This is a genomic window from Streptosporangium sp. NPDC001681 (genome assembly GCF_040298085.1).
Classification (GTDB): Bacteria; Actinomycetota; Actinomycetes; order Streptosporangiales; family Streptosporangiaceae; genus Streptosporangium.
Genome location: NZ_JBEOZN010000010.1, coordinates 95,435 through 118,841, shown reverse-complemented (window position 1 = coordinate 118,841; position 23,407 = coordinate 95,435). Strand labels below are relative to the sequence as shown.

Sequence of the window (23,407 nt, the reverse complement as noted above, 5' to 3'; positions counted from 1 at the left end):
CTGACCAGCCGAGCCTGAGGGTCCGGAAGGCCCGGGTGGCTCGGGTGGCTCGGGTGGCGAGGCAGGAACGGGCCCTTGGCTCCGGCGGGGCCGCCCAGGCGGGGCTCAGGGGGCTCGGACGGCGACTCGGGCGGCGAGGCCGGAACGGGCGTGAAGCCGCCGGGCTCAGCCGGGCCGGGCGGCTCGGGCGGTGACGTCGGAGCGGGCCCGCAGCGCCGACAGGTCCGCCGGGGTGTCGATGTCGGCGGGGTCCGCCACGTCGTCGCAGGGGACCGCGACGACCAGTTCGGGATGGGCCTTCAGGAACGGACGTGCTCCGGCGTCGCCGGTCGCGAGCCGGGAGACCTCCGCGAAGTGCTCCCTGGCGATCAGCACCGGGTTCCGCCGCGCCCCGCCGTAGGTGGCGACGGCGACCGAGGCACCCCGCTCCGCGGCCCGGATGAGCCGCTGCACCGCCGCCGGGCCGACGAACGGCTGGTCCACCAGGCCGATCACCACGTGCTCGGCGGTGGCGGGGATCGCGTCCAGACCGGCCCTGAGCGAGGAGCCCATCCCCGAACTCCAGTCCGGGTTGTGGACGGTCACCGCCCCCGGCACCCGGACGGCGGCCGCCCCGAGCACCACGACCACGGGCCGGCAGCCACCCTCCTGGAGCACCCTGACCCCCCGGTCCACCAGCCGCTCCCCGCCGAACTCCACCAGCGCCTTCGGCGTGCCGAGCCGCGAGCCGGACCCGGCGGCCAGCAGCAGCCCCGCGCTCACCGTTCCCGCCGGTTCCGCTCCGGCCGTACTCACGCGCCGGGCCCGTCGCCGTGAACCGGGTCATCGCCATGAACCGGGCCGTCGCCGTGGATCCGGCCGGAACCGTCGGTCAGCGGCCTGCCCGAGCCGCCCCAGCGCAGCTGGATCAGCTCGGCGGCGATGGAGACCGCGGTCTCCTCGGGGGTGCGCGCGCCCAGATCCAGGCCGATCGGCGAGCGGAGCCGCTTCAGCTCGGCCTCCCCCAGCCCCGCCCGCGCGAGCCTGGCCAGCCGGTCCTCGTGGGTACGGCGCGATCCCATGGCGCCGACGTAGCCCGCCGGGGTGCGCAGGGCCACCTCCAGCAGGGGGACGTCGAACTTGGGATCGTGGGTGAGCACGCAGATCGCGGTCCGCTCGTCCACGGTGACCGAGGTGAGGTAGTCGTGCGGCCACTTGACGATCACCTCGTCGGCCTCGGGGAAGCGCTTGGCCGTGGTGAAGACCGGCCGGGCGTCGCACACGACCACGTGATAACCGAGGAACTTGCCGATCCTGGCGACCGCGGCGGCGAAGTCGATCGCGCCGAAGACCAGCATCCGGGGCGGCGGCGCGAAGGACTGTACGAAGACCGACAACTCGTCGAGCCGCCGCTCCCCCCGGGCCCCGTACCTGCGGACGCCCGTCAGCCCCTGCGCCAGCATGCCCCGTACGTCGTCGTCCACCGCCTCGTTCAGCCGGTCCACCCCCAGGGAGCCCGAGGAGCGGTCCGGCCAGATCACCCGGCGGCTGCCCACCGCGCCCGGCCCGGACAGGATCGTCGCCACCGCCACCGGCTCGTGCCCGAGCACCGAGGCGGCGACCGACCCCAGCTCGGGGAAGGTCTTCTCAGAGACCGGCTCGACGAACACGTCCAGGATGCCGCCGCAGGTCAGGCCGACGGAGAAGGCGTCGTCGTCGCTCACCCCGTACCGCTGCAGGACGGGCCTGCCCGAGGAGACCACCTCCCGGGCCAGCTCGTAGACGGCCCCCTCGACGCAGCCACCCGAGACGCTGCCCTCCGCCTCGTCGCCGAGCACCGCCATGGACGCCCCCGGCGGCCGGGGGGCGCTGCGGAAGGTGTCGACCACGGTGGCCAGGCCGAACGTCTCCCCCGCCTCCCACCAGCGCAGGACCTGCGACAGAACATCACGCACGAGTGCCTCCCAGCAGCATTGCCAGCTCTTCGAAGGCGGCCAGGCTGTGCCCGGCCACGAAGTCGTCGATGTGCGGAAGGGCGGCCCGCATGCCGGCGGTGAGCGGCTGGTAGCCCTCCTGCCCCTTGTGCGGGTTCACCCAGATCACCCGGTGGGCGGTCCGCGACAGCCTGGCCATCTCCGCCCCCAGCAGCGAGACGTCGCCGCGCTCCCACCCGTCGGACGCGATCACCACCGTCGCGCCGGCCGCGTCGTTCAGCGCCAGGAGCCGCCGGAGTTCCGCACCCAGCCGGGTGCCGCCGCTCCAGTCGGGGATGGCGCGGGAGACGGCGTTCATCGCGGTGGCCGGGTCGCGGTGGCTCAGCTCGGCGGTGAGCCGCGTCAGCCGGGTGCCCGCGCTGAACACCTCGGTGGCCCCGGGCTCCGACCTGACCAGCGCGTGGGCCAGGCGGAGCAGCGTGTCCGCGTACGGGGTCATGGAGCCGCTGACGTCGACCAGCAGCACGACCCTGCGAGGTCTGGTCCGGTGCGCGCGGTAGCGGAGACCGGCGATCTCCCCGCCCCTGCGCAGGGTCTCGCGAATCGTCGCCCTGCCGTCCAGCCGCCCCCGGCGCGAGGGCCTGAAACGTCGCGACCGGCGCCGTTCCCGGCCTGCCCGCAGCAGGGCGAGCAGCCGGTGTACCTCGGCCAGCTCCGGTCCCGTCATCCTGGCCACGTCACGGGTGCGCAGCACCTCCGTCGCGCTCGGGGTCGCCGCGAGCGCGGGGGAGTCACCGCTCTCCTCCCGATCGGGCCCCCTCTGCGGCAGCGCCGCGGTGTGCCGGGTGACGGTGATCACCGCCGGTCTCGCGCGGCCCGCGCGCCGCCCTTCGAAGTAGGCCGCGAAGACCCGGTCGTAGCGGGGCAGGTCGTCGGCCGAGGCGCACAGCGTGAGCCTGCCCGCCCAGTAGACGTCGGTGGGCTCCGCGGCGTCCAGGTGGGACAGGGCGCGGAGCAGGCCCTGGGTTCGCTCGTGATCGGCGGGCACCCCCGCGGCACGCAGGGTCCTGGCGAAACCGGTCATGACCGCGACCAGGTCCTCGCCGTTCCCGGCGGGAAGGACGGCGCCGTCATCCGTGGCGGGCGGGCCTCCGGTGTCCCGATCCGCCGGGGCACCGGTCGCGCCGGCGGGGAAGCCGGGGCCGTCAGCGCCGGGCCACACCGAAGAATCCGTTCCCGAGCACGGTCTCGTGGTCCTCCCTGTGCTTGAGCAGGGCGCCCAGGGTGGCGGCCGCCACGTCGGGGTCGAGCTCGCGGGATCCGAGAGCCAGGAGTGCCTCGGTCCAGTCGAGGGTCTCGGCGATCCCCGGCGGCTTGATCAGGTCGGCCTCGCGGAGCCGTCCCGTCGCGTGAGCGACCTGCTCGGCCAGGATCGCGGAACAGTCGGGGAGCCGCCTGCGCAGGATCGCCACCTCCCGCTCGAAGGAGGGGTGCTCCAGCCAGTGGTAGAGGCAGCGCCGTTTCAGGGCGTCGTGTACCTCGCGGGTGCGGTTGGAGGTCAGCACGACCACCGGCGGCCGCGCGGCGCGGACCGTGCCGAGCTCGGGGATGGAGATCGCGAAGTCCGAGAGCACCTCCAGCAGGATCGCCTCGAACTCCACGTCGGCGCGATCGACCTCGTCGATGAGCAGCACCGAGGGCTGGGTCTCGATCGCCTTCAGCAGCGGCCTGGCGATCAGGAACCTCCGATCGTAGACCTCCCCCTCCAGCCGGGCGGCGTCGGTGATCCCACCCGCCTCCGCCGCCTTCAGGTGCAGGAGCTGGCGGGCGAAGTCCCAGTCGTAGAGCGCCTGGGAGGCGTCCAGCCCCTCGTAGCACTGCAGGCGGATCAGCGGCGCCCCGAGCAGCGCGGCCAGGGTCCTGGCCAGCTCGGTCTTGCCGACGCCGGCCTCGCCTTCGAGGAGCAGCGGGCGCCCCATCCGCAGTGCGAGAAAGGCGGCCGTGGCGAGCCCGGTATCGGCCAGATACGACTGCTCGTCGAGCAGCTCCGCCAGCTGCGCGGGTGACTGCACGTTAGATGCCTCAATTGTCCGCCTGACCACCACCTCAGGTTACGCCCGGTGGTCGCGTTCTCGCGTTGTCACGCCGCACCCGCTGCACCGGGAGGAACCGGTCCGGCGAGACGGCGTCGGGTATCGAGGGCGGACAGGTCTACCGCCGCCCCTCGAAGAAGTATCCTCACCCCCTGTGAAGAACCTCCTCGGCCAGATCAACACCCCGTCCAGAGTCGTCGTGGTGGCGTTCCTGGCCGTGGTCCTCACCGGTACGGGGCTGCTGTCGCTGCCGGTGGCGGTCGAGGAGGGTCAGCATGCCTCGTGGACGTCGGCCCTGTTCACCGCCACCTCCGCGGTCTGCGTGACCGGGCTGGCCATGCACGACACCGCGGCGCACTGGTCGCTCTTCGGCGAGATCGTGCTCATGGTGCTGATGCAGATCGGCGGCTTCGGGATCATGACGCTCTCCTCGATCCTGGCCGTGCTCGTCTCCGGCAAGCTCGGCCTGCGCGCCCGCCTGAACACCCAGGCCGAGACCAAGACCCTCGGGGCCGGCGACGTGCGACGGCTGATCGTGGGAGTCGCCAAGATCACGCTGGTCGCCGAGGTGCTGACCGCCGCGGCGCTCGCCACCCGCTTCGTGATCGGGTACGGGGAGCCGGTCGGCCGCGCCGTCTATTACGGGATTTTTCATGCAATCTCGTCATTCACCAATGCCGGGTTCGCCCTCTGGTCGGACAGCGTCATGGGGTTCGTCACCGACCCGTGGATCTGCCTCCCGCTCGCGCTGGCGGTGATCGCCGGAGGTCTCGGCTTCCCGGTCTACGCCGTCCTGAGGGAGAACTGGCGTCGCCCGTCGCGCTGGACGCTGCACGCCAAGATCACACTGTGGATGACCGCGGTGCTGCTGCTCGGCGGGACGCTGGCCATCACCGTCATCGAATGGAACAACCCCGGCACGATGGGCGGTCTCTCCCCGGGACTACGGATCATGGCCGGGTTCTTCCACAGCACGATGACCCGCAGCGGCGGCCTGAACTCCGTCGACACCTCCCAGATGAGTGAGAACTCCTGGCTGGTCAGCGACGTGCTGATGTTCATCGGCGCGGGTAGCGCGGGCACCGCGGGCGGCATCAAGGTGACGACGTTCGCACTCCTGGGCTTCGTGATCCTCGCCGAGCTGCGCGGCGAGCCCGACGTCTCGGCGAGCCGCCGCCGCGTCCCCGAGCAGCTCCAGCGCCAGGCCCTGACGATCGCGCTGCTGAGTGTGGCGTCGGTCGCGGTGGGAACGTTCGCGATGATGACGGCGACCCCCTTCAAGCTCGACCGCGTACTGTTCGAGGTGATCTCCGCCTTCGGCACGGTCGGGCTGTCGACGGGGATCACCGCCGACGTCGGCACCGCGGGGCACCTGATCCTGACCGTCCTGATGTTCGTCGGGCGGCTCGGCCCGGTGACCCTGGGCGCCGCGCTGGCGCTGCACGTCCAGACCCGTCGGTTCCGATATCCAGAGGAGCGTCCCCTCGTTGGTTGACAAGAAGAACCGCGGCGACGCGGTCGTGGTCATCGGTCTCGGGCGGTTCGGCGGCGCTCTGGCGGCGGAGCTGGTGAGCCGCGACGTCGAGGTGCTCGGCGTGGACAACGACTCCAAGAACGTCCAGCACTTCTCCGGCAGGCTCACCCACGTGGTGTGCGCGGACTCCACGGACCCGGACGCCCTCCGGCAGCTCGGCATCGCGGAGTTCGGCCGGGCCGTGGTCGGCATCGGCACCGACATCGAGGCGAGCATCCTGACCACCTCGATCCTGACCGACCTGGGGGTGGCGGACATCTGGGCCAAGTCGATCAGTCTGCAGCACAGCCGGATCCTGCAGCGGGTCGGCGCGCACCGCGTGGTGCAGCCGGAACACGACATGGGCGAGCGGGTCGCGCACCTGGTCATCGGGCGGATGCTCGACTATCTGGAGGTCGACGAGGGCTACGCCCTGATCAAGACCATGGCGCCCGGCTGGGCGGACGGCAAGAGCCTGGGCCGGCTGGGCATCCGCAGCGAGTACGGGGTCACCGTGGTCGGCATCAAGAAGCCCGGCGGCGGGTTCACCTACGCCACCTCGGAGACGGTGGTGCAGAGCGGTGACATCCTGCTCGTGGCCGGCGACACCGACAAGACCGAGCGGTTCGCCGAGGAGACCTGAGCACCGAGAACCCCGGCCTCGCGGGGTTCCGCAGTGGCCCCACAGTGGCCCCACGGGGCTCGCCGGACCCGGCGCGTTCAGGCGGTGGCGGCCCGCCGGCGGTTCAGCGGGCCTCGTCCGCCTCGCCGCGCTCCCTGATGAGGGCGGCGAGCTCGTGGACCTGGCGCATCGTGCGTTTCTTCTCCGACCCCTGCAGGCCCATGGCGCCGACCGTGATCCCGTCGGCGAAGTCGATCTTCGCCCAGGGCTCGTGGGCGGTCAGGGTGACCCCGAGCACCTCGGCCCACTCGTAACGGCGCACCCTCAGCGGGTTGACGACGGTGATCCCCCGCTCGTCGGCCTCCACCCGGCACCGCCCCAGCAGGTGGAGGGCCCCGGCGATCAGGAGGCCCAGCACGAGCATCCCGATCCTGTCGGCCAGCGTGAACGGCGCCGGCAGGAAGATCGCCATCAGGATGGCGCCGAGCGTGATCACGCCCGCGAAGCCGTAGGCCACGATCCGCCCGTTCTTGGGCCGCCAGACGACGGGCAACGGGGGCGGGGAGACGCTCTCCGGGCTCACTCTCAGATCACGATCCTTCGGGAAACCACCGATCAAAACGGCTGCGACGGCTGGTCATGGTGCCGATGGCAACCTATCGCACGTCCCCGCCGCACCGATCACACGGCGCGGCGGGGTGCGTCGGCGGTGCTCTAGGAGCGGAGTTCGCGCAGCAGCAGCGCCGCCTCCAGCGCCGCGACGGTGGCCTCGTAGCCCTTGTCCTCGTGACTGCCCGGCACCCCCGACCTGTCCACGGCCTGGTCGAGGGATTCGCAGGTCAGCACTCCGTTGCCGACCGGGACCTGCTCGTCGAGGGAGATCCGGGTCAGGCCCGCGGTGACGGAGTCGCAGACGTAGTCGAAGTGGGCGGTCTCCCCGCGGATCACGGCTCCGAGGGCGACGACCGCGTCGCAGCGCCTGGCCAGGGCCTGCACCACGACCGGGATCTCCAGCGAGCCGGCCACCCGGACCACGGTCACCGCCGCACCACTGTCCTCCCCCGCCCGTACGGCCCGCGCCACGAGCTGATCGGTGATCTCCTCGTGCCACCGGGCGGCCACGATGCCGACGGTCAGCCCCCGCGCGTCCACGGCCGACACCACCGGCCGTCCTGTCCCGCTCATCTGATCAACTCACTCCGCTCGCGGTTCGCGTTCGCGAACACCCCGTCCGTACCGGCTCTCCTGCCACGCTCGCTCATTCGCGCTCCTGGGGGATGTCGTGACCAAGGCGGTCGCGCTTGACCGACAGGTACTTCTCGTTGTACGGGTTCATCGCCACCGGCATGGGCTCGCGGCCGATCACCTTGATGCCGTAGCCGTCCATGCCGCGCAGTTTGGCCGGGTTGTTGGTCAGCAGCCGGATCGACTTCACCCCCAGGTCCGCGAGGATCTGCCCGGCGTTGGAGAACTCCCGCGCGTCCACCGGCAGTCCGAGCTCCAGGTTGGCGTCGACCGTGTCGCTGCCGGCGTCCTGAAGGCTGTACGCCCGCAGCTTGGCCAGCAGCCCGATGCCGCGTCCCTCGTGCCCGCGCAGGTAGACGATCACGCCTCGGCCCTCGGCGGCGATCCGGGACATCGCGTGTTCCAGCTGCACCCCGCAGTCGCACCGCAGCGACCCGAGCACGTCGCCGGTCAGGCACTCGGAGTGCGCCCTGACCATGACGTTCTCGCCGTCCTCGATGTCGCCGAAGACCAGGGCCAGATGCTCGCCGCCGTCCACCGAGCTCGCGAAGCCGTAGGCCCGCCACACGCCGAACCTGTTCGGCAGCAGGGTCTCGGCGACCCTGGTCACCATCCGCTCGGTCCTGCGCCGGAACTCCACCAGCTGCTCGATCGAGACGAGCGCCAGGTCGTGCTCGTCGCAGAAGCGGCGCAGCTCCGGCAGTCGCATCATGGTCCCGTCGTCGTTGACGACCTCGGCGAGCACGCCGGACTCGCTCAGCCCGGCGAGCCTGGCCAGGTCCACGGCCGCCTCGGTGTGGCCGCGCCTGACCAGGACACCGCCCTCCCGGTAACGGAGCGGGAAGACGTGACCCGGCCGTACCAGCTCGGACGGGTCGGTCGCGGAGTCGGCCAGGAGACGGATCGTGCGGGCCCGGTCGGCGGCGGAGATCCCGGTGCTCACCCCGTCCCTGGCGTCCACGCTGATCGTGTACGCGGTGCGCAGGCGTTCCCTGTTGTCGTGCACCATCAGCGGCAGGCCGAGCCGGTCGAGGTCCTCACCGCGCATCGGCACGCAGACCACGCCGCTGCTGTGCCGGATGGTGAAGGCCAGCAGTTCCGGCGTGGCCTTGGACGCGGCGAAGATGATGTCGCCCTCGTTCTCCCGGTTCTCGTCGTCGACGACCACGACCGCCTTGCCCTCGCGGGTGTCGGCGATCGCGCGTTCGATCGGGTCCAGCTTGATCACACGGCCTCCTCGGGGACGAGCACGGTCCGCGACCTGTGCTCCTTGAGCCAGTTGACGAATCCGACCGGGACCGGCACGGGGGCCTCGAATCCCGCTTCCGCCCGGTTCACCGCTTGTCCCCCCTGCCGGCCTGGCCGTCCGTGCTCGCGGGGGCGTACGCGCCGACGAGCTTCTCGACGTGCTTGGCGATCACGTCGACCTCGAGGTTCACCGGGTCTCCGGGCTGCTTGGCACCGAGGGTGGTCAGGCGCAGAGTGGTGGGGATGAGGCTGACGGCGAAGCCGCCGGAGCCGACGCTCACCACGGTCAGGCTGATGCCGTCGACCGTGATCGACCCCTTCTCGACCACGTAGCGGTCGAGGTCGGACGGGAGGGAGATGCGGACGACCTCCCAGTGCTCGCCGGGCTCCCGCGACAGCAGGACGCCCGTCCCGTCCACGTGACCCTGCACGATGTGGCCGCCCAGTCGCTGGTCGGCGCGGACCGCGCGCTCCAGGTTGACCGGGGAGCCGGGCCTCAGCGCGCCGAGGGAGCTGCGGTCGAGGGTCTCCTTCATCACGTCGGCGGTGAACACCTCACCGGCCACGTCCACCACGGTCAGGCAGACGCCGTTGACGGCGATCGAGTCGCCGTGCCCGGCGTCCGAGGTGACCGTCCTGCCCCGGATGGACAGCCTGGCCGCGTCGCTCAGCTGCTCGATCCCGGCGATCTCACCCAGTTCTTCGACGATTCCGGTGAACATTCACATCTCCTTGCAGGGGATCGCGCGAAGGCGGGCGGCCGAGGTGTCGCGGGGCCGGAGGCGGAACGTCGCCGAAGGGCGGGAAGCCGCGTGGGGGCCGGCGGGGCATGCGCTCGGAGAGCGGGATAAGCCGGTGTGCCCGGTCAGGGAATGGTGGGGGCCGGCGGCGCCATGCCCGTGGGGGGCGGGCCCGGCCACTGGGCGCGTCCGCGTCCGATCAGTCACCCGAGGTCTCCTACTCGCCAGTAGCTGTCTGCCACGGCGGGCCCCGGGGAATTCGATGGGTGCGTACACCCGGTCAGCGGAGGACCCCAAAGGGCACTCTCCGCTCGCGCGCTTCCTCCCATCCGGACTCTAACCGTCGGTCCTGGAGTTTCACCAGGTCAACCGGTCGATGGATTCGACCGGGTCGCGGACTGTAACCGCCGGCTCGGAATTTCACCGACCCCGGAGCACGCTGCTCTGCCTTGCTTCGGAAAGCGCGCCGCAGGCGGCCCGCTTCCCGTACACCAGTGTGCCATGTCCGGCAAACCGCACCGCACACCCCTCCAGCATATGGACCAAGCGAGCGCTTGGTCAAATCACGCGGCGTGCTCGGCGATCACCTTCCGAGCCCGTCGCGCGTCCGGGGAGTAGCGCACCGGAGCGGGCACCAGACCGATGCCGGTGTGCAGCGCCCGTAGGGAGGCCGTCGCCCACAGGTCCCCCAGCGGGGTCGCGGGCAGCCCGTAGAGCCTGCGGGCCCAGCGCGGCAGGGTCGCGAAGGCGAGCAGGGTGACCATGGGGAACACCGGCTTGAGCGGGGTCAGGCGCGCCGGGAGCGGCGCGTTGAGCGACTGCCTGAGCGGATGGGGCACCTCGGGCGCGAAGTAGAGACCCGGACGGCAGGCCCGGATGTAGTCGTCCAGCTCGCCGACCGAGCCGGGCACGTCCTCGGGGCGCAGGCCGACGACCTCGGCCGCACGGCGCCACTCCGCGACGAACCTGTCGGCCTCCTCACCGCTCAGCCCCACTCCGGCCCGCCGGGCGACCGACAGGTAGGAGTCGACCTCGCCGACATGGACCCAGAGCAGCGCGGCGGGGTCGTCGAGACGGAACCGCTCGCCGGTGTCGGGATCGAGGGCGGTGAGTCTCGCGTGGATCTTCCTGACCCTGGCCCCCGCGCGGGCGACCTCCTCGGTCGTACCGTAGGTGCGCACCCGGACGAACTCGGTGGTGCGCGCGAAGCGGGACCAGGCCTCCGCGGGGTCCATGAGCGCCGAGTTCTGCGCGACCCCGCGCATCGCCCGGGGGTGCAGGCCCTGCATGAGCAGCGCCCTGAAGCCTCCGACGAGCAGGATCGGCTCGCCCATCACCTTCCAGGTCACCGAATCCGGTCCGAACAACCCGTGATCCATGCGCCGCCTCCCTCGTAAGTGGTTAATTACGCTACCGGAGGGGGTCTGGGCACACATGTCCCGGGTCTGTGACACAAGCGGAACGGGATCCAGACGAGGGTGTCACGGCCAGGTCATCAAAGTGTCACAGATCCGTGAAAAGCAGCTTTTAAGTGCCTCGATTCTTTCACCCCACCCCCCCGCCGCGTCAACGGAATTGAAGCTACGAACAGGTGGAAATTACACAACAATAAAATGAGTAAGGAGCAGACCATTGATTTGACCTTGACTGTTTTGCGATGGTTCCAAGGATCAGGCTCAGCCATGCTCGTTGGGAGCGCCCGCACGATGACCATCCCTGCACCAGCCGCGTCCACCACCGGGGAACCCCCCGCGGTGAAGACACCGGAGACGGTAGGCCGTTCCCCCGGCCAGTTGATGTGGCTGCGCTTCCGCCGCGACCCCACCGGCATCGCCTCGGCCGGCGTGGTGATCTTCTTCTTCCTCGTCGCGATCCTCGCGCCGGTCATCTCCTGGCTCTACGGCAAGGACCACTCCACCCTCTACGGCCAGGACACCCCGGGACTGCTGAACGACTTCGGCTACCCGGTGCTGCCCAACGGCGGCATGAGCTCGGACTTCTGGTTCGGCATCGAGCCGGGCCTGGGCCGGGACGTGTTCATGCAGCTCGTCTACGGGATCAGGACCTCGCTGCTGATCGCCATGACCGCGACGGTCCTCATCACGATGATCGGCATCGTCATGGGCATCGTCGCCGGATACACCGGCGGCAGAACCGACTACTTCATCGGCCGCCTGATCGACATCGTCCTGTCGTTCCCCTCGACCCTGTTCATCATCGCGTTCATGCCGGTGGTGGAGAACCTCTTCGTCAGCCCCGACGAGGAGACCCCGGTCTGGCTGCGGGCGGTGACGCTCATCACCCTGCTGACGGCCTTCGGCTGGGCCGGCATCGCCCGGCTGCTGCGCGGCCAGGTGCTCTCCATGCGCGAGCGGGAGTTCGTCGAGGCCGCCAAGGTGACCGGCGCCTCCCCCGCCCGGATCATCTTCAAGGAGCTGCTGCCCAACCTGTGGACGCCGATCCTGATCCAGTCGACACTGCTGCTGCCCGCGATGGTGACCGCCGAGGCGGCCCTGTCCTTCCTGGGCGTCGGCATGATCGAGCCCATCCCCGACTGGGGCCGGATGTTCCTGCGGGGCACCGAGGTCTACCAGAACGACATCACCTACCTGATCTTCCCCGGCGCGGCTCTGCTGATCTTCGTGATCGCCTTCAACCTTCTCGGCGACTCGGTCCGCGACGCCTTCGACCCCAAGCTCAAGCGTTAGACCTGAATAGGAGAGAGATGAAAGTCCGTACGCGGTCAGCGATGGCCGTACTCGCCATAGGCGCGCTCGCACTTACCAGCGCGTGCGCCGAGGGCAACCAGGGCGCCCCCGCCGCTCCCAGCGGCTCCGCCGGCGCCTCTGCCCCCGCCGCGGAGGCCTCCTACAAGGCGCCGACCATCACGGTCGGCACCGCGGAGGACTCCAAGGGCCCCGCCATCGAGCCGGAGGGCGTCGTCAAGGGCGGCACCGTCACGATGATCGACCGGGACGACTTCTCCCACCTCGACCCGGGCCAGCTCTACGTCAACACCGAGACGAACTTCTCCCTCCTGATCGCGCGTACCCTGACCGGCTACAAGCGCACCGACAAGAGCGAGTACAAGCTGGTCGGCGACCTGGCCACCGACACCGGCACCCCCTCCGACGGCGGCAAGACCTGGACCTTCACCCTCAAGGACGGGGTGAAGTGGGAGGACGGCACGCCCATCACGTCCGAGGACGTGAAGTGGAGCATGGAGCGGACGTTCGCGTCCTTCATCACCCAGGGCCCGACCTACATCCAGCAGTGGCTGACCGAGGTCGACCACAAGAAGGCCTACCAGGGCCCCTATGACGGCAAGCGCCTGGACAGCATCGAGACGCCGGACGACAAGACGATCGTCTACAAGTTCAAGACGCCGCACGCCGACGCCAACTACGCCTTCGCCATGGGCGGCTACGGCATCGTGCCCAAGGCCAAGGACACCAAGGAGAAGTACGACAAGGCCCCTGTCTCCAGCGGCCCGTACATCATCAAGAACCACGTGGTCGACAAGTCCATCGACCTTGAGCGCAACCCGCACTGGGACGCGGCCACCGACCCGATCCGCGGCGCCTACCCCGACAAGTGGCGTCTGGAGTTCGGCCAGGAGCCCCTGCAGATCACCGACCGGCTGATGGCGGACGCGGGCCCGGACCAGACCGCCTTCACCTTCTACGCGACCGTTCCCCCGGAGCGGCTGCAGCAGGTGCTCGGCGACCCGGCGCTGGCGCCCCGCCTGATGAAGAGCCCCTCGCCGTACGGGAACTACTACTACTTCAACCTTGACCGGATGAAGGACCAGAAGATCCGCCAGGCCATCAACTACGCGTGGCCCTCCAAGCAGATCCAGCAGACCATGGGCGGTCCGGCCGCCGCGGCGCTGCCGACCACCATCCTCAACGAGAACACCACGGTCGGCTACCAGCCCTACGACCTGTTCGACAAGACGACCAAGCCCGAGGGTGACATCGAGAAGGCCAAGCAGCTGCTGGCCGAGTCGAGCAACCCGACGCCGACCATCGTCTACGCCTACAACCAGACGCCGGTCCAGGAGCAGGTCACCGTCGTGATCAAGAGCGCCCTGGAGAAGGCCGGCATCAAGGTCGTGGCCAAGCCGCTGGACCGCAAGACCTACTACGACTCCATCGGCCTGACGAAGAACGAGTTCGACCTGTACTGGGGCGGCTGGGGCGCCGACTGGCCGTCCGGCTCGACGGTCTTGCCCGTCATCTTCGGCCCGATCGCCGACGGTGCGCCGAACTACTCGCACCTGAAGGACGAGGCGCTCACCAAGAAGATGGACGAGATCACCGCGATGACCGACATCGACGCGCAGAACGCCGCGTGGATGGCGCTGGACAAGGAGATCCAGGAGACGATCACCCCGCTGGTCGTCGCCGAGAACCGGATCGCCAACACCCTGCACGGCTCCAAGATCGGCGGCGCGGAGATCGACCCGCAGTCGTGGACCGTCCAGCCGAACAGAATCTTCGTGAAGCAGTAACGCCCACGAAGCCTTAGGAGACACCGGCGGCCGTGGCCTCGCGGAGGACGACACCGTTCCCCGCGAGGTCACGGCCAAGGGGCCGTCAGGCCCCAGCAGCGGTCCCAGCCACCTCGGGAAACAGGCAATGCTTCCATTCATCACTCGCCGCACGCTCGGCGCCGCGGTCACGCTTCTGATCATCGCCGCGGTCACGTTCTTCCTCTTCTTCGCCGTGCCCGCCGACCCGGCGAGGCTCGCCTGCGGCAAGGTCTGCCCGCCCGACCTCCTGGAGCAGGCGCGGCACAACCTGGGACTGGACCAGCCCCTGTTCGCCCAGTTCGTGGCCTGGCTGGCCGGCATCTTCGTCGGCCGCGACTACGAGAGCCTGGGCCACTGCCCGGCCCCCTGCCTCGGCTACTCGTTCGTCAACCGCGAGCCGGTGTTCGAGACGATCCTGGACCGGCTGCCGGTCACCGTCTCCCTCACCATCGGCGCGGCGGTCGTCTTCCTCGTCTTCGGCATGGCGACCGGCATCGTCGCGGCCCTGCGCCAGGGCAAGCCGCTGGACAAGATCGCCAGCGTGTCGTCCCTGATCGGCGCCTCCGTGCAGATCTACTTCATCGGCACGCTCGCGCTCTACTTCCTCGTCTACAAGAACCAGATCCTCGAACGGCCCCAGTACCTGCCGTTCACCGAGAACCCCATCGCCTGGGCGAGCGGGCTGGCGCTGCCCTGGGTGGTGCTGGCGATCATCTTCACCGCCAACTACACCCGTATGACGCGCTCGACGATGGTGGAACAGCTCAGTGAGGACTACGTCCGCACCGCGCGGGCCAAGGGCATGTCCGGGCGGAGCGTGGTGATGAGATTCGCCCTGCGCGGCACCCTGACACCCATCATCACGATCTTCGGCGTGGACCTCGGCACGCTGATCGGCGGTGCGATCATCACCGAGACCACCTTCGGGCTGCAGGGACTCGGGCGACTCTCCATCAAGGCCGTCGACACCTCCGACCTGCCCATGCTGATGGGCACGGTGCTCGTGGCGGCCGGGGCGATCGTCTTCTTCAACATCGTCGTCGACATCCTGTACGCCTTCATCGACCCTCGTGTCCGGCTGAGCTAGGAGTTCTGAAGAAAGTGTCAACTCCCTTCCTCTCGGTCCGTGACCTGACCGTCGACTTCCACACCGAGGACGGCGTCGTCCACGCGGTGGACGGGCTCTCCTTCGACGTGGAGAAGGGCACCACGCTGGGCATCGTCGGCGAGTCCGGGTCCGGCAAGTCGGTGACCAACCTGACGGTGCTCGGCCTGCACAACCCGGAGACCACCACGATCAACGGGGAGATCCGGCTGGACGGCGAGGAGCTGATCGGCGCCTCCCGGTCCACCATGGAGAAACTGCGCGGCAACAAGGTCGCGATGATCTTCCAGGACCCGCTGACCTCGCTCTCCCCGTACCACACCATCGGCAAGCAGATCTCCGAGGTCTACCGCAAGCACACCGGCGCGAGCCGCGCCGAGGCCAGGGCCCGTGCGATCGAGATGCTGACCCGGGTCGGCATCCCACAGCCGAAGACCAGGGTGGACGACTATCCCCACCAGTTCTCCGGCGGCATGCGGCAGCGCGCGATGATCGCGATGGCGCTGGTCTGCGACCCCGACCTGCTGATCGCCGACGAGCCCACCACCGCACTGGACGTGACGGTGCAGGCCCAGATCCTGGACCTGCTCAAGGAGCTCCAGGACCAGATGGGCACCTCGATCATCCTGATCACCCACGATCTCGGCGTGGTCGCCAACACCGCGCACGAGGTGCTGGTGATGTACGCCGGGCGCGCGGTGGAGCGCGGGACCGTCAAGGAGGTCCTCCGCGAACCCCGCCACCCCTACACCTGGGGCCTGCTGGCCTCCATGCCCAAGCTGAGCGCACCGGTGGACGTGCAGCTCCGGCCGGTCCGCGGCACCCCGCCGAGCCTGATCAACGTCCCGTCCGGCTGCCCCTTCCACCCGCGGTGCGACTTCATGGAGGTGGCGGGGCCCGAGCTGTGCCGCTCGGAGCGGCCCGAGCTGTCCCCGCACCGCGGCCACGGCGACGCGTGCTACCTGACCCTGGCCCAGAAGCGGGAGATCCACAAGTGAGCGAGACGACCTCCGAGCCGCTGCTGGAGCTGTCCGGTCTGAAGAAGCACTTCCCGGTGATGGGCGGCCTCATCTTCAAACGGCAGGTCGGCCGGGTCCACGCGGTGGACGGCATCGACCTGACCGTGCACGCCGGTGAGACGCTCGGCCTGGTCGGCGAGTCCGGCTGCGGCAAGTCCACCGCCGGGCGGCTGGCGGCCCGGCTGCTCGAACCGACCGCGGGCGGCATCCGCTACGCCGGACGCGAGATCGGCCACGCCAGTCGCAAGGAGCTGAAGCCGATCCGGGCCGAGATCCAGATGATCTTCCAGGACCCGTACTCGTCGCTCAACCCCCGGCACACCGTGGGCACCATCATCGGCGGCCCGATGGAGATCAACGGGATCAACCCGCCGGGCGGCAGGACCAAGCGGATCCAGGAGCTCCTGGAGATCGTCGGGCTCAACCCCGAGCACTACAACCGCTTCCCGCACGAGTTCTCCGGCGGCCAGCGGCAGCGGATCGGGGTGGCCCGCGCGCTCTCCCTCAACCCCAAGCTGATCATCGCGGACGAGCCGGTCTCGGCCCTCGACGTCTCCATCCAGGCGCAGGTGGTCAACCTGCTCCAGCAGCTCCAGCGGGACATGGGGATCGCGTTCCTGTTCATCGCGCACGACCTGGCGATCGTCAGGCACTTCTCCCAGCGGGTCGCGGTCATGTACCTCGGCAAGATCGTCGAGGTCGCCGACCGCGCCTCCCTGTACGAGCGCCCCCGCCACCCCTACACCCACGCGCTGCTGTCGGCGGTGCCCGAGGTGCAGGAGGACGACGAGCCGCGCGAGCGCATCCGCCTGGCGGGGGACGTGCCCTCCCCCATCAACCCGCCGTCCGGCTGCCGCTTCCGCACCCGCTGCTGGAAGGCCCAGGACAAGTGCGCCACCGAGGAGCCTCCGCTGCTCAGGCTGGAGGGCAACAGGGAAGGTCACCTGACCGCCTGCCACTTCCCCGAGGAGCCGACCGTGCACGGCCAGGACGTGGTGCTGGACCCGGCGCTGCAGACCTGACACCGGCCGTCGCCGGTCCTCGCGACCGGTGATCCCCGGTGAGAGAACGGCGGAGGGCGGACCCATCCCGGGTCCGCCCTCCGCCGTTCGGCTGTCCGCCTGGCGGTCCGGTCCTCCCGGACGCCTCCTGGACGGGACCGGTCAGCCGCGAGTGGCCAGGGCGCGCAGACCGTCGACCGCGCGGGCCGGGTCCTCGGCGCCGTAGACGGCGTTGCCCGCCACGAAGACGTCGGCGCCCGCCTCCGCGCAGCGCTCGATCGTCGTGTCGGAGACGCCGCCGTCCACCTGGAGCCAGACCTGCCCGCCGCAGCGGTCGATCAGCTCGCGGGCCCGGCGGATCTTGGGCAGCACCATGTCGAGGAACTTCTGCCCGCCGAAACCGGGATCGACGGTCATCAGCAGCAGCATGTCGAGCTCGTCGAGCAGGTCCTCGTACGGCTCGACGGGGGTGGCGGGGTTCAGCGCCAGGCCGGCGCGGGCGCCGGCGCTGCGGATCTGGCGCAGCGTACGCACCGGGGCCTTGGCCGCCTCCACGTGGATGGTCACGCTCTGGGCTCCGGCCTCGGCGTAGGACGGGGCCCAGCGGTCCGGGTCCTCGATCATGAGGTGGCAGTCGAGCGGCATCGAGGTCGCCTTGAGCAGGGACTCGACCACCGGCAGCCCGAGGGTCAGGTTGGGGACGAAGTGGTTGTCCATGACATCCACGTGCAGCCAGTCGGCGTTGGGGACCGCCTCGGCCGCCTCGGCGAGGCGGGCGAAGTCAGCGGACAGGATGCTGGGCGAGATCTGTACGGCCATAATTGGCCGATTCTATGAGGCGGCGCCCTGCCCTCCGTCACCCGCCGTCCACCACGTGACCCGCGTCACATATCATCCGACACACGGCGCGCACCACATAAAACATGACATATCGGATATACCGCTCGCACTACCGAGCCTCCCGCACCGAACTCGGAGACGGCAGGGAATGTCAAAAGACGCGAACTCATAACTCTCCTGGCACACGAGGGATTGCCGGAGTAATTTCCTTCCGGAATCATCTGGATTACTGAACGAGACGGTGCGCGAGGTCCGGGGGCTTCCGCTCCGACCGACTTCTCAGTCTTTATCGGAATCGGATAGCGATGTCCTTTCGCCCCCGCTCCCTGCGTTCGATTCTCCTCCCGCTGATCGCCATCGTCGCCCTCCTCGCCGTACCCGCCGCGAGCGTGATGGACCTCTACGGCGTGATCTCGACCAACCTGGCCTGGAGCTCCTCAGCGGGCCAGGACGGGGTGAAGCTCTGCTACGTGCCCCGGCGGCGCTGAGGGGACGGGATCTCGGATCAGAGGTTGACCCGGACGTGGTACCTCTCCAGCCAGGCGTTGAACTGCAGCAACCCCTCCAGCGCCGCCCGGCCTCCCGCCGGGCCGCCGTCCGTCTCCGGCCGGTCGATCACCGCCCGTACCTTCTCCCTGTCGATCAGCGGCTCGGCCGCGATGTCCCCGCGGCCGAGCAGCCGGGCCGCCTCCGCGCGGACGGCCTCGGTGTAGGAGGGGTCCTGCGTCGAGGGGTAGGGGCTCTTGTGGCGGTGGACGACCGAGGGCGGCAGGATGTCCGCCGTGGCGGCGCGGAGCAGGCTCTTCTCCCGTCCGTCGAAGGTCTTCATCGACCAGGGGGCGTTGAAGACGTACTCCACCAGCCGGTGGTCGCAGAACGGCACCCGGACCTCCAGCCCGACGGCCATGCTCATCCGGTCCTTGCGGTCCAGCAGGATCTGCACGAACCGGGTGAGGTTCAGGTAGGAGATCTCCCGCATCCGCCGTTCCAGCCCCTCCTCACCCGGTAGCCGGGGCACCTCGTCCAGCGCGTGCCGGTAGCTGTCCGCGCGGTAGGCGGGGATGTCCAGCTTGCGCATCAGGTCCTCGTCGAGGAGCGCCCCCAGCCCGCCGAACCGCGCCATCCCCGGGGAGACCAGCCAGGGGAAGGTGTCGGCGGCGACCGCCTCCGGATCGTGGAACCACCGGTAGCCGCCGAAGACCTCGTCGGCCGACTCCCCGGACAGCGCCACGGTGGAGTGCTCCCGGATGGCGCGGAACAGCAGGTAGAGGGAGGTGTCCATGTCACCGACGCCGATCGGCAGATCCCGCGCCCGCAGGACCGCGCCGCGCACCGCCGGGTCCATGAGGTCGGCGGAGTCCAGGACGATGTCGGTGTGGTCGGCGTCGACGTGCCGCACGACCTCGTGCGCGTACGGCGTGTCGGGGGTGTCGCGCATCTCGTCGGGCTGGAAGTTCTCGGTGTATCCGGCGAAGTCGACGGAGAACGACCGGACCCTCCCCTCCCCCCGCTCCCGAAGCCCCAGCGCGGCGAGTGCCGTGACGGCGCTGGAGTCGAGACCGCCGGAGAGCAGGGCGCAGAGCGGCACGTCGGCGACGAGCTGGCGGCCGACGATGTCGTCCAGCAGGTCGCGTACGCCCGCGACCGTGGTGGCGAGGTCGTCGACGTGCTCGTGGGAGTGCAGCTGCCAGTAGCGGCGCCGGCACAGGAACTCGCGGGTCACCCGGATCGCCTGGCCGGGGCGAACCTCGTACATGCCCTGGTAGACGGCGTGCTCGGGGGTCTTGACGAAGGCGATCAGCTCGCGCAGCCCGTCGGCGTCGACGGTGGGCGTCCCGGCGAGCGGGTTGGCGAGGATCGCCTTGGGCTCGGAGCCGAACAGCACGCCGTGCGCGGTGGGGTAGTAGTACAGCGGCTTGACACCCATCCGGTCGCGGACGAGCAGCAGCTCCTCGCGGCGGGTGTCCCAGATCGCGAAGGCGAACATGCCGTTCAGCCGGTCGGCGAGATCCTCCCCCCATTCGAGGTAGGCCCGCAGCACGACCTCGGTGTCGCTCCGGGTCTGGAAGCGATGGCCGTGGGCGGCCAGTTCGGCGCGTAACTCGACGAAGTTGTAGATCTCGCCGCTGTAGGTGAGGACCGCAAGCGGCAGCCCCTCCTCCGCGACGACCATCGGCTGGCGGCCGCCCTCGATGTCGATGACGGCCAGCCGCCGATGGCCTATCGCGACGTGCGGGGCGAGCCAGATCCCCGCGTCGTCGGGCCCGCGGCAGGCCATGGTGTCGATCATGGCCTTCGCGATGTCCGGTGACTGCCGGACATCGCCCTCGAAGTCCACCCATCCACAGATTCCACACATTTCGCCACCCCCGCGTCCTCTTGGAAGCAGTTATGCCCAGTCGAACGGCGTGCGGCATCCATATATGCCCTGACCTGCGATGACGGCTCCGGGGCCGATCAGCGGCGGCGCAGCAGGGCCAGGAACATGGCGTCGGTGCCGTGCCGGTGCGGCCAGAACCGCGCGTACGGCCCCTCGCCCAACCCCTCGACCTCGGGGAGGTAGGCACGGGCGTCCAGCGCCTCGACGTCGTCGCGGCGGCGCAGGGCGTCGCCGACTACGACGTCGGTCTCGGCCAGGTGCGGCGAGCAGGTCACGTACCCGACGACGCCGCCGGGACGGACCGCCTCGATCGCCGAGGCGAGCAGGTCACGCTGGAGCCTGCCCAGCTCGGGAAGGCTCCGGGGATCACGGCGCCAGCGGGCCTCGGGGCGGCGGCGCAGCGCGCCCAGGCCGGTGCAGGGGGCATCCAGCATGACCCGGTCGAAGACTCCGGGCCGCCAGGCGGGCACGGTGCCGTTCGCGGTGATCACCGCGGCCTGCCGGGTCGTCTGCCACACCAGCCGCGCCCGGTGGTACTGCAGCTCGGCGGCGAGCAGGCGCGCCCCACCGGGGAAGGCCGCCGACCCGGCGCCCGCCGCGAGGCCCGCCTCGTCACCGTGGGTCGCGATGGCGTCGAGCAGGCCGGCCTTGCCGCCGGGGCCCGCGCACAGGTCGAGCCAGCGCGAGTCGGCGCCCTCCACCGGGACCCGGGTCAGGGCCAGCGCGACGAGCTGGCTGGCCTCGTCCTGGACGGCGGCCCGCGACTCGGCCACGGCGAGGATCGCCCCGGGGTCGCCCTCGGGCAGGTAGGCCGCGTACGGGGAGTATCCGGCGGGCTCGGCGCCCGCGTCGAGGAGCTCCGCGACCGACGAGCGGCCCGGACGGGCGACCAGGGTCACCCGGGGACGCTCGTTGTCGGCGGCGAGCAGGGCGGCCGTCTCGTCGAAGTCGCCGCCCACGGCGTCGCGCAGCGCCTCGACGATCCACCTCGGGTGGCTGTGGGCCACCGCCAGATGGCCGACGGGGTCGTCGGCGGGGTCGGGCGCCACGATCGGGACCCACTGCTCCAGCGACCGGGTGGAGACCTTGCGCAGCACGGCGTTGGCGTACTTCGAGGCGCCGATGCCCACGCGCAGCCGCACCAGATCGACCGTGGTGCCGACGGCGGCGTGCGGGGGCACCCGCGTCTTGAGCAACTGGTGCACGCCCAGCCGTACGGCGTCGAGCAGCGGCGGGTCGACGTCCTCCGGCGCCCGGTCGCTGCAGGCCGCGATGATCTCGTCGTAGGTGCCGAGACCGCGCAGGGTGCCGTAGGCCAGTTCGGTGGCCAGTCCCGCGTCGCGCCCCGACAGGCGGCGCTCGCGCAGCAGCGCGGGCATCAGCAGGTTGGCGTAGGCGTCCCGCTCGTCGACGGCACGCATCAGGTCGTACGCGGTGTTGCGCGCCTCGTCGCGGACCGGCTTGGGCGGACGCCCGGCCCCGGCCGTGCCCTTGCCCCTGCCTCGGTTCCCGCCCGCTCCATGGCCGCGCGGGGTCGCCCCCCGGCCGCGCCCGCCTCGTGCGGCGTTACGGCCGTCACCACCAGCACTGCTCATGATCTCTAGGCCAGCCGATCCTCGTCCGTGGGCCGCACACCGCGGGCCCACTCCCCCGCCCTCATCAGGCGCTTGCCCTGCGGCTGCACCTCGCCCAGCTCGACCGGGTAGGTGGCGGTGCCGACCAGGACGGTGTTCTTGGACGCCGCGATCTGGCCGGGGGCCAGGCCCGAGGCGTCGGGAACCGGTCGCAGGGGGCCGAGCTTGACCCGCTGGCCGCGGAACTCGGTCCACGCGCCCGGGGCGGGGGTGCAGGCACGGACCAGCCGGTCGACGCGCATCGCGGGTGCGGACCAGTCGACCCTGGCGTCGTCGACGCTGATCTTCGGGGCGAGGCTGATCCCCTCCGCGGGCTGCGGCACCGCCTCCAGCTTGCCGTCCTCGATCCCGTCGAGGGTGGCCGTCAGCAGCCCGGCGCCGGACTCGGCGAGCCGGGCGAGCAGCTCCCCGCTGGTGTCCGCGGGGCGGATCTCCTCGGTGACCACGCCGTAGACCGGGCCCGCGTCCAGCTCCCTGACGATCCGGAAGGTGGCCGCGCCGGTGATCGCGTCACCGTGCAGCACGGCGTGCTGCACCGGCGCCGCGCCGCGCCAGGCCGGCAGCAGCGAGAAGTGGAGGTTGACCCAGCCGTGCCGGGGAATGTCCAGGGCGGCCTGGGGCAGGAGCGCACCGTAGGCGACCACCGGGCAGCAGTCGGGGGCGAGCTCGGTGAGCCGGTCGAGGAAGGCCGGGTCGCCCGCCTTCTGCGGCCTGAGCACCTCGATGCCCGCCTCCTCGGCGAGCTCGGCCACAGGGCTCGGATGGACCCTGCGGCCCCTGCCCGACTGGGCGTCCGGCCGGGTGACGACGGCGACGACGTCATGGCGGGGCGAGTCGATCAGAGCCCGCAGCGCGGGCAGGGCTGTGTCCGGGGTTCCGGCGAAGACCAGGCGCAAGGTTCCTACAGAGCCTTCCCGTGGGTGGCGTGCGGGGAGAACTTGAACGCGGGGGCCGCCAGACCGTTCCAGTCGGCCTCGCGGATCGCCTTCATCGCGAGTTTGCGCTGTTTGGCGTCCATCCGGTCGATGAACAGCACGCCGTCGAGGTGGTCGGTCTCGTGCTGGAAGCAACGGGCCATCAGATCGGTGCCCTCAAGCGTCACCGGCTCGCCGTGCATGTTGAAACCGGTCGCCACGGCCCGCAGCGCCCTGGGCGTGGGGAACGAGAGGCCGGGGAAGGACAGGCAGCCCTCCTCGCCCTCCTCGTCCGCCTCGTCCGACAGGTCGAGGTTGGGGTTGATCAGGTGCCCGAGCTGATCGTCCACGTAGTAGGTGAAGACCCGGAGCCCGACCCCGATCTGGGGTGCCGCCAGCCCGGCCCCCGGTGCGTCCATCATCGTGTCGGTGAGGTCCTTGACGAGCTTGCGCAGCTCCTTGTCGAAGTCCTTGACCGGATCGGCCGGAGTGCGCAACACCGGGTCGCCGAAAAGGCGGATCGGCTGAATGGCCAACAGGGGTCTCCTCACGCTTCAGGGGATCGCCCCAGTCTAAGGGCGCCGGCCGCCTCCCCCGGGCCTTCCC

22 protein-coding genes and 1 riboswitch are annotated in these 23,407 nt (G+C 70.5%); of the genes, 8 read left to right on the top strand and 14 right to left on the bottom strand.

Annotated features, from left to right (window positions below; genetic code table 11):
* Window positions 1-165: 165 nt before the first annotated feature.
* Genes ABT130_RS07065 through ABT130_RS07050 form a run of 4 tightly spaced genes read right to left on the bottom strand, consistent with a single transcriptional unit; the run spans window position 166 to window position 3,985 of the window.
* Window positions 166-795, bottom strand: coding sequence for a nucleotidyltransferase family protein (locus ABT130_RS07065; protein WP_350924495.1), 630 nt, complete (start codon window positions 793-795; stop codon window positions 166-168).
* On the bottom strand, window positions 792-1,934 hold the full coding sequence (locus ABT130_RS07060) for an XdhC family protein (protein WP_350953542.1): 1,143 nt from the start codon (window positions 1,932-1,934) through the stop codon (window positions 792-794). The genes ABT130_RS07065 and ABT130_RS07060 overlap by 4 nt, the downstream gene beginning before the upstream one ends.
* Window positions 1,927-3,135, bottom strand: a complete 1,209-nt coding sequence (locus ABT130_RS07055; protein ID WP_350953540.1) for a vWA domain-containing protein — start codon at window positions 3,133-3,135, stop codon at window positions 1,927-1,929. The genes ABT130_RS07060 and ABT130_RS07055 overlap by 8 nt, the downstream gene beginning before the upstream one ends.
* Complete coding sequence (locus tag ABT130_RS07050) at window positions 3,119-3,985, bottom strand: AAA family ATPase (RefSeq protein WP_350924489.1); 867 nt, start codon at window positions 3,983-3,985, stop codon at window positions 3,119-3,121. The genes ABT130_RS07055 and ABT130_RS07050 overlap by 17 nt, the downstream gene beginning before the upstream one ends.
* A gap of 175 nt (window positions 3,986-4,160) precedes the next feature.
* Between ABT130_RS07050 and ABT130_RS07045 the strand changes: the two genes are divergently transcribed.
* A complete protein-coding gene (locus ABT130_RS07045) occupies window positions 4,161-5,501 on the top strand; it encodes a TrkH family potassium uptake protein (RefSeq protein WP_350953538.1) in 1,341 nt (446 codons plus the stop codon).
* The gene (locus tag ABT130_RS07040) at window positions 5,494-6,162 is read left to right on the top strand and encodes a potassium channel family protein (RefSeq protein ID WP_350953536.1); all 669 of its coding nucleotides are present in this window, start codon (window positions 5,494-5,496) and stop codon (window positions 6,160-6,162) included. Before ABT130_RS07045 ends, ABT130_RS07040 begins: the two co-directional genes overlap by 8 nt.
* 103 nt (window positions 6,163-6,265) lie before the next feature.
* Here the strand turns inward: ABT130_RS07040 and ABT130_RS07035 are convergent, their stop codons facing one another.
* The 5 genes from ABT130_RS07035 to ABT130_RS07015 form a co-directional block, all read right to left on the bottom strand.
* Window positions 6,266-6,724 carry a PH domain-containing protein gene (locus ABT130_RS07035; RefSeq protein ID WP_350953534.1) on the bottom strand — a complete coding sequence of 153 codons (459 nt, stop codon included), beginning with the start codon at window positions 6,722-6,724 and terminating at the stop codon, window positions 6,266-6,268.
* A 131-nt stretch (window positions 6,725-6,855) separates the two neighbouring features.
* Window positions 6,856-7,326, bottom strand: coding sequence for a 6,7-dimethyl-8-ribityllumazine synthase (ribH, locus tag ABT130_RS07030; protein WP_350924481.1), 471 nt, complete (start codon window positions 7,324-7,326; stop codon window positions 6,856-6,858).
* Window positions 7,327-7,399: 73 nt separating this feature from the next.
* Window positions 7,400-8,614 (bottom strand): bifunctional 3,4-dihydroxy-2-butanone-4-phosphate synthase/GTP cyclohydrolase II, encoded by a 1,215-nt coding sequence (locus tag ABT130_RS07025; RefSeq protein WP_350924479.1) that lies wholly within the window; start codon window positions 8,612-8,614, stop codon window positions 7,400-7,402.
* A 106-nt stretch (window positions 8,615-8,720) separates the two neighbouring features.
* Window positions 8,721-9,356: a riboflavin synthase gene (locus ABT130_RS07020; protein WP_350953532.1), complete on the bottom strand. Its 636-nt coding sequence runs from the start codon at window positions 9,354-9,356 to the stop codon at window positions 8,721-8,723.
* 329 nt (window positions 9,357-9,685) lie between these two features.
* Window positions 9,686-9,816: riboswitch (FMN riboswitch) on the bottom strand.
* 121 nt (window positions 9,817-9,937) lie between these two features.
* Entirely contained in the window at window positions 9,938-10,753 is an 816-nt protein-coding gene (locus ABT130_RS07015; RefSeq protein ID WP_350924475.1) for an oxygenase MpaB family protein, read from the bottom strand.
* A gap of 327 nt (window positions 10,754-11,080) precedes the next feature.
* Here ABT130_RS07015 and ABT130_RS07010 point away from each other — a divergent pair, with 327 nt between their 5' ends.
* The 5 genes from ABT130_RS07010 to ABT130_RS06990 all read left to right on the top strand — a co-directional run bounded on the left by ABT130_RS07010 (window position 11,081) and on the right by ABT130_RS06990 (window position 17,054).
* The gene (locus ABT130_RS07010) at window positions 11,081-12,082 is read left to right on the top strand and encodes an ABC transporter permease (protein ID WP_350953530.1); all 1,002 of its coding nucleotides are present in this window, start codon (window positions 11,081-11,083) and stop codon (window positions 12,080-12,082) included.
* 17 nt (window positions 12,083-12,099) lie between these two features.
* Entirely contained in the window at window positions 12,100-13,887 is a 1,788-nt protein-coding gene (locus ABT130_RS07005; protein ID WP_350953528.1) for an ABC transporter substrate-binding protein, read from the top strand.
* A 127-nt stretch (window positions 13,888-14,014) separates the two neighbouring features.
* Window positions 14,015-14,995, top strand: a complete 981-nt coding sequence (locus ABT130_RS07000) for an ABC transporter permease (protein WP_350953526.1) — start codon at window positions 14,015-14,017, stop codon at window positions 14,993-14,995.
* Between the two features lie 14 nt (window positions 14,996-15,009).
* Window positions 15,010-16,011 carry an ABC transporter ATP-binding protein gene (locus ABT130_RS06995; protein WP_350924466.1) on the top strand — a complete coding sequence of 334 codons (1,002 nt, stop codon included), beginning with the start codon at window positions 15,010-15,012 and terminating at the stop codon, window positions 16,009-16,011.
* A complete protein-coding gene (locus tag ABT130_RS06990; RefSeq protein ID WP_451934990.1) occupies window positions 16,008-17,054 on the top strand; it encodes an ABC transporter ATP-binding protein in 1,047 nt (348 codons plus the stop codon). The genes ABT130_RS06995 and ABT130_RS06990 overlap by 4 nt, the downstream gene beginning before the upstream one ends.
* A 141-nt stretch (window positions 17,055-17,195) precedes the next feature.
* Here the strand turns inward: ABT130_RS06990 and rpe are convergent, their stop codons facing one another.
* Window positions 17,196-17,852, bottom strand: coding sequence for a ribulose-phosphate 3-epimerase (rpe, locus tag ABT130_RS06985; RefSeq protein WP_350924464.1), 657 nt, complete (start codon window positions 17,850-17,852; stop codon window positions 17,196-17,198).
* Window positions 17,853-18,178: 326 nt separating this feature from the next.
* On the opposite strand from rpe, the gene ABT130_RS06980 reads away from it, so the two are divergent.
* The gene (locus ABT130_RS06980; protein ID WP_350953524.1) at window positions 18,179-18,361 is read left to right on the top strand and encodes a hypothetical protein; all 183 of its coding nucleotides are present in this window, start codon (window positions 18,179-18,181) and stop codon (window positions 18,359-18,361) included.
* A 17-nt stretch (window positions 18,362-18,378) separates the two neighbouring features.
* Here the strand turns inward: ABT130_RS06980 and asnB are convergent, their stop codons facing one another.
* The 4 genes from asnB to def form a co-directional block, all read right to left on the bottom strand.
* A complete protein-coding gene (gene asnB / locus ABT130_RS06975; RefSeq protein WP_350953522.1) occupies window positions 18,379-20,232 on the bottom strand; it encodes an asparagine synthase (glutamine-hydrolyzing) in 1,854 nt (617 codons plus the stop codon).
* 98 nt (window positions 20,233-20,330) lie between these two features.
* Window positions 20,331-21,848, bottom strand: coding sequence for an RsmB/NOP family class I SAM-dependent RNA methyltransferase (locus ABT130_RS06970; RefSeq protein WP_350953520.1), 1,518 nt, complete (start codon window positions 21,846-21,848; stop codon window positions 20,331-20,333).
* Window positions 21,849-21,853: 5 nt separating this feature from the next.
* On the bottom strand, window positions 21,854-22,783 hold the full coding sequence (fmt, locus tag ABT130_RS06965) for a methionyl-tRNA formyltransferase (protein ID WP_350924456.1): 930 nt from the start codon (window positions 22,781-22,783) through the stop codon (window positions 21,854-21,856).
* Window positions 22,784-22,788: 5 nt separating this feature from the next.
* On the bottom strand, window positions 22,789-23,337 hold the full coding sequence (gene def / locus ABT130_RS06960; RefSeq protein ID WP_350924454.1) for a peptide deformylase: 549 nt from the start codon (window positions 23,335-23,337) through the stop codon (window positions 22,789-22,791).
* Window positions 23,338-23,407 lie beyond the last annotated feature (70 nt).

Excerpts from the sequence above, each read along its gene's own strand:
- ribH (WP_350924481.1), bottom strand. The coding sequence starts at position 7,326 with ATGAGCGGGACAGGACGGCCGGTGGTGTCGGCCGTGGACGCGCGGGGG.
- ABT130_RS07020 (WP_350953532.1), bottom strand. The coding sequence starts at position 9,356 with ATGTTCACCGGAATCGTCGAAGAACTGGGTGAGATCGCCGGGATCGAG.
- ABT130_RS07015 (WP_350924475.1), bottom strand. The coding sequence starts at position 10,753 with ATGGATCACGGGTTGTTCGGACCGGATTCGGTGACCTGGAAGGTGATG.
- ABT130_RS07010 (WP_350953530.1), top strand. The coding sequence starts at position 11,081 with ATGACCATCCCTGCACCAGCCGCGTCCACCACCGGGGAACCCCCCGCG.
- ABT130_RS07005 (WP_350953528.1), top strand. The coding sequence starts at position 12,100 with ATGAAAGTCCGTACGCGGTCAGCGATGGCCGTACTCGCCATAGGCGCG.
- ABT130_RS07000 (WP_350953526.1), top strand. The coding sequence starts at position 14,015 with ATGCTTCCATTCATCACTCGCCGCACGCTCGGCGCCGCGGTCACGCTT.
- rpe (WP_350924464.1), bottom strand. The coding sequence starts at position 17,852 with ATGGCCGTACAGATCTCGCCCAGCATCCTGTCCGCTGACTTCGCCCGC.
- ABT130_RS06980 (WP_350953524.1), top strand. The coding sequence starts at position 18,179 with ATGTCCTTTCGCCCCCGCTCCCTGCGTTCGATTCTCCTCCCGCTGATC.
- asnB (WP_350953522.1), bottom strand. The coding sequence starts at position 20,232 with ATGTGTGGAATCTGTGGATGGGTGGACTTCGAGGGCGATGTCCGGCAG.
- ABT130_RS06970 (WP_350953520.1), bottom strand. The coding sequence starts at position 21,848 with ATGAGCAGTGCTGGTGGTGACGGCCGTAACGCCGCACGAGGCGGGCGC.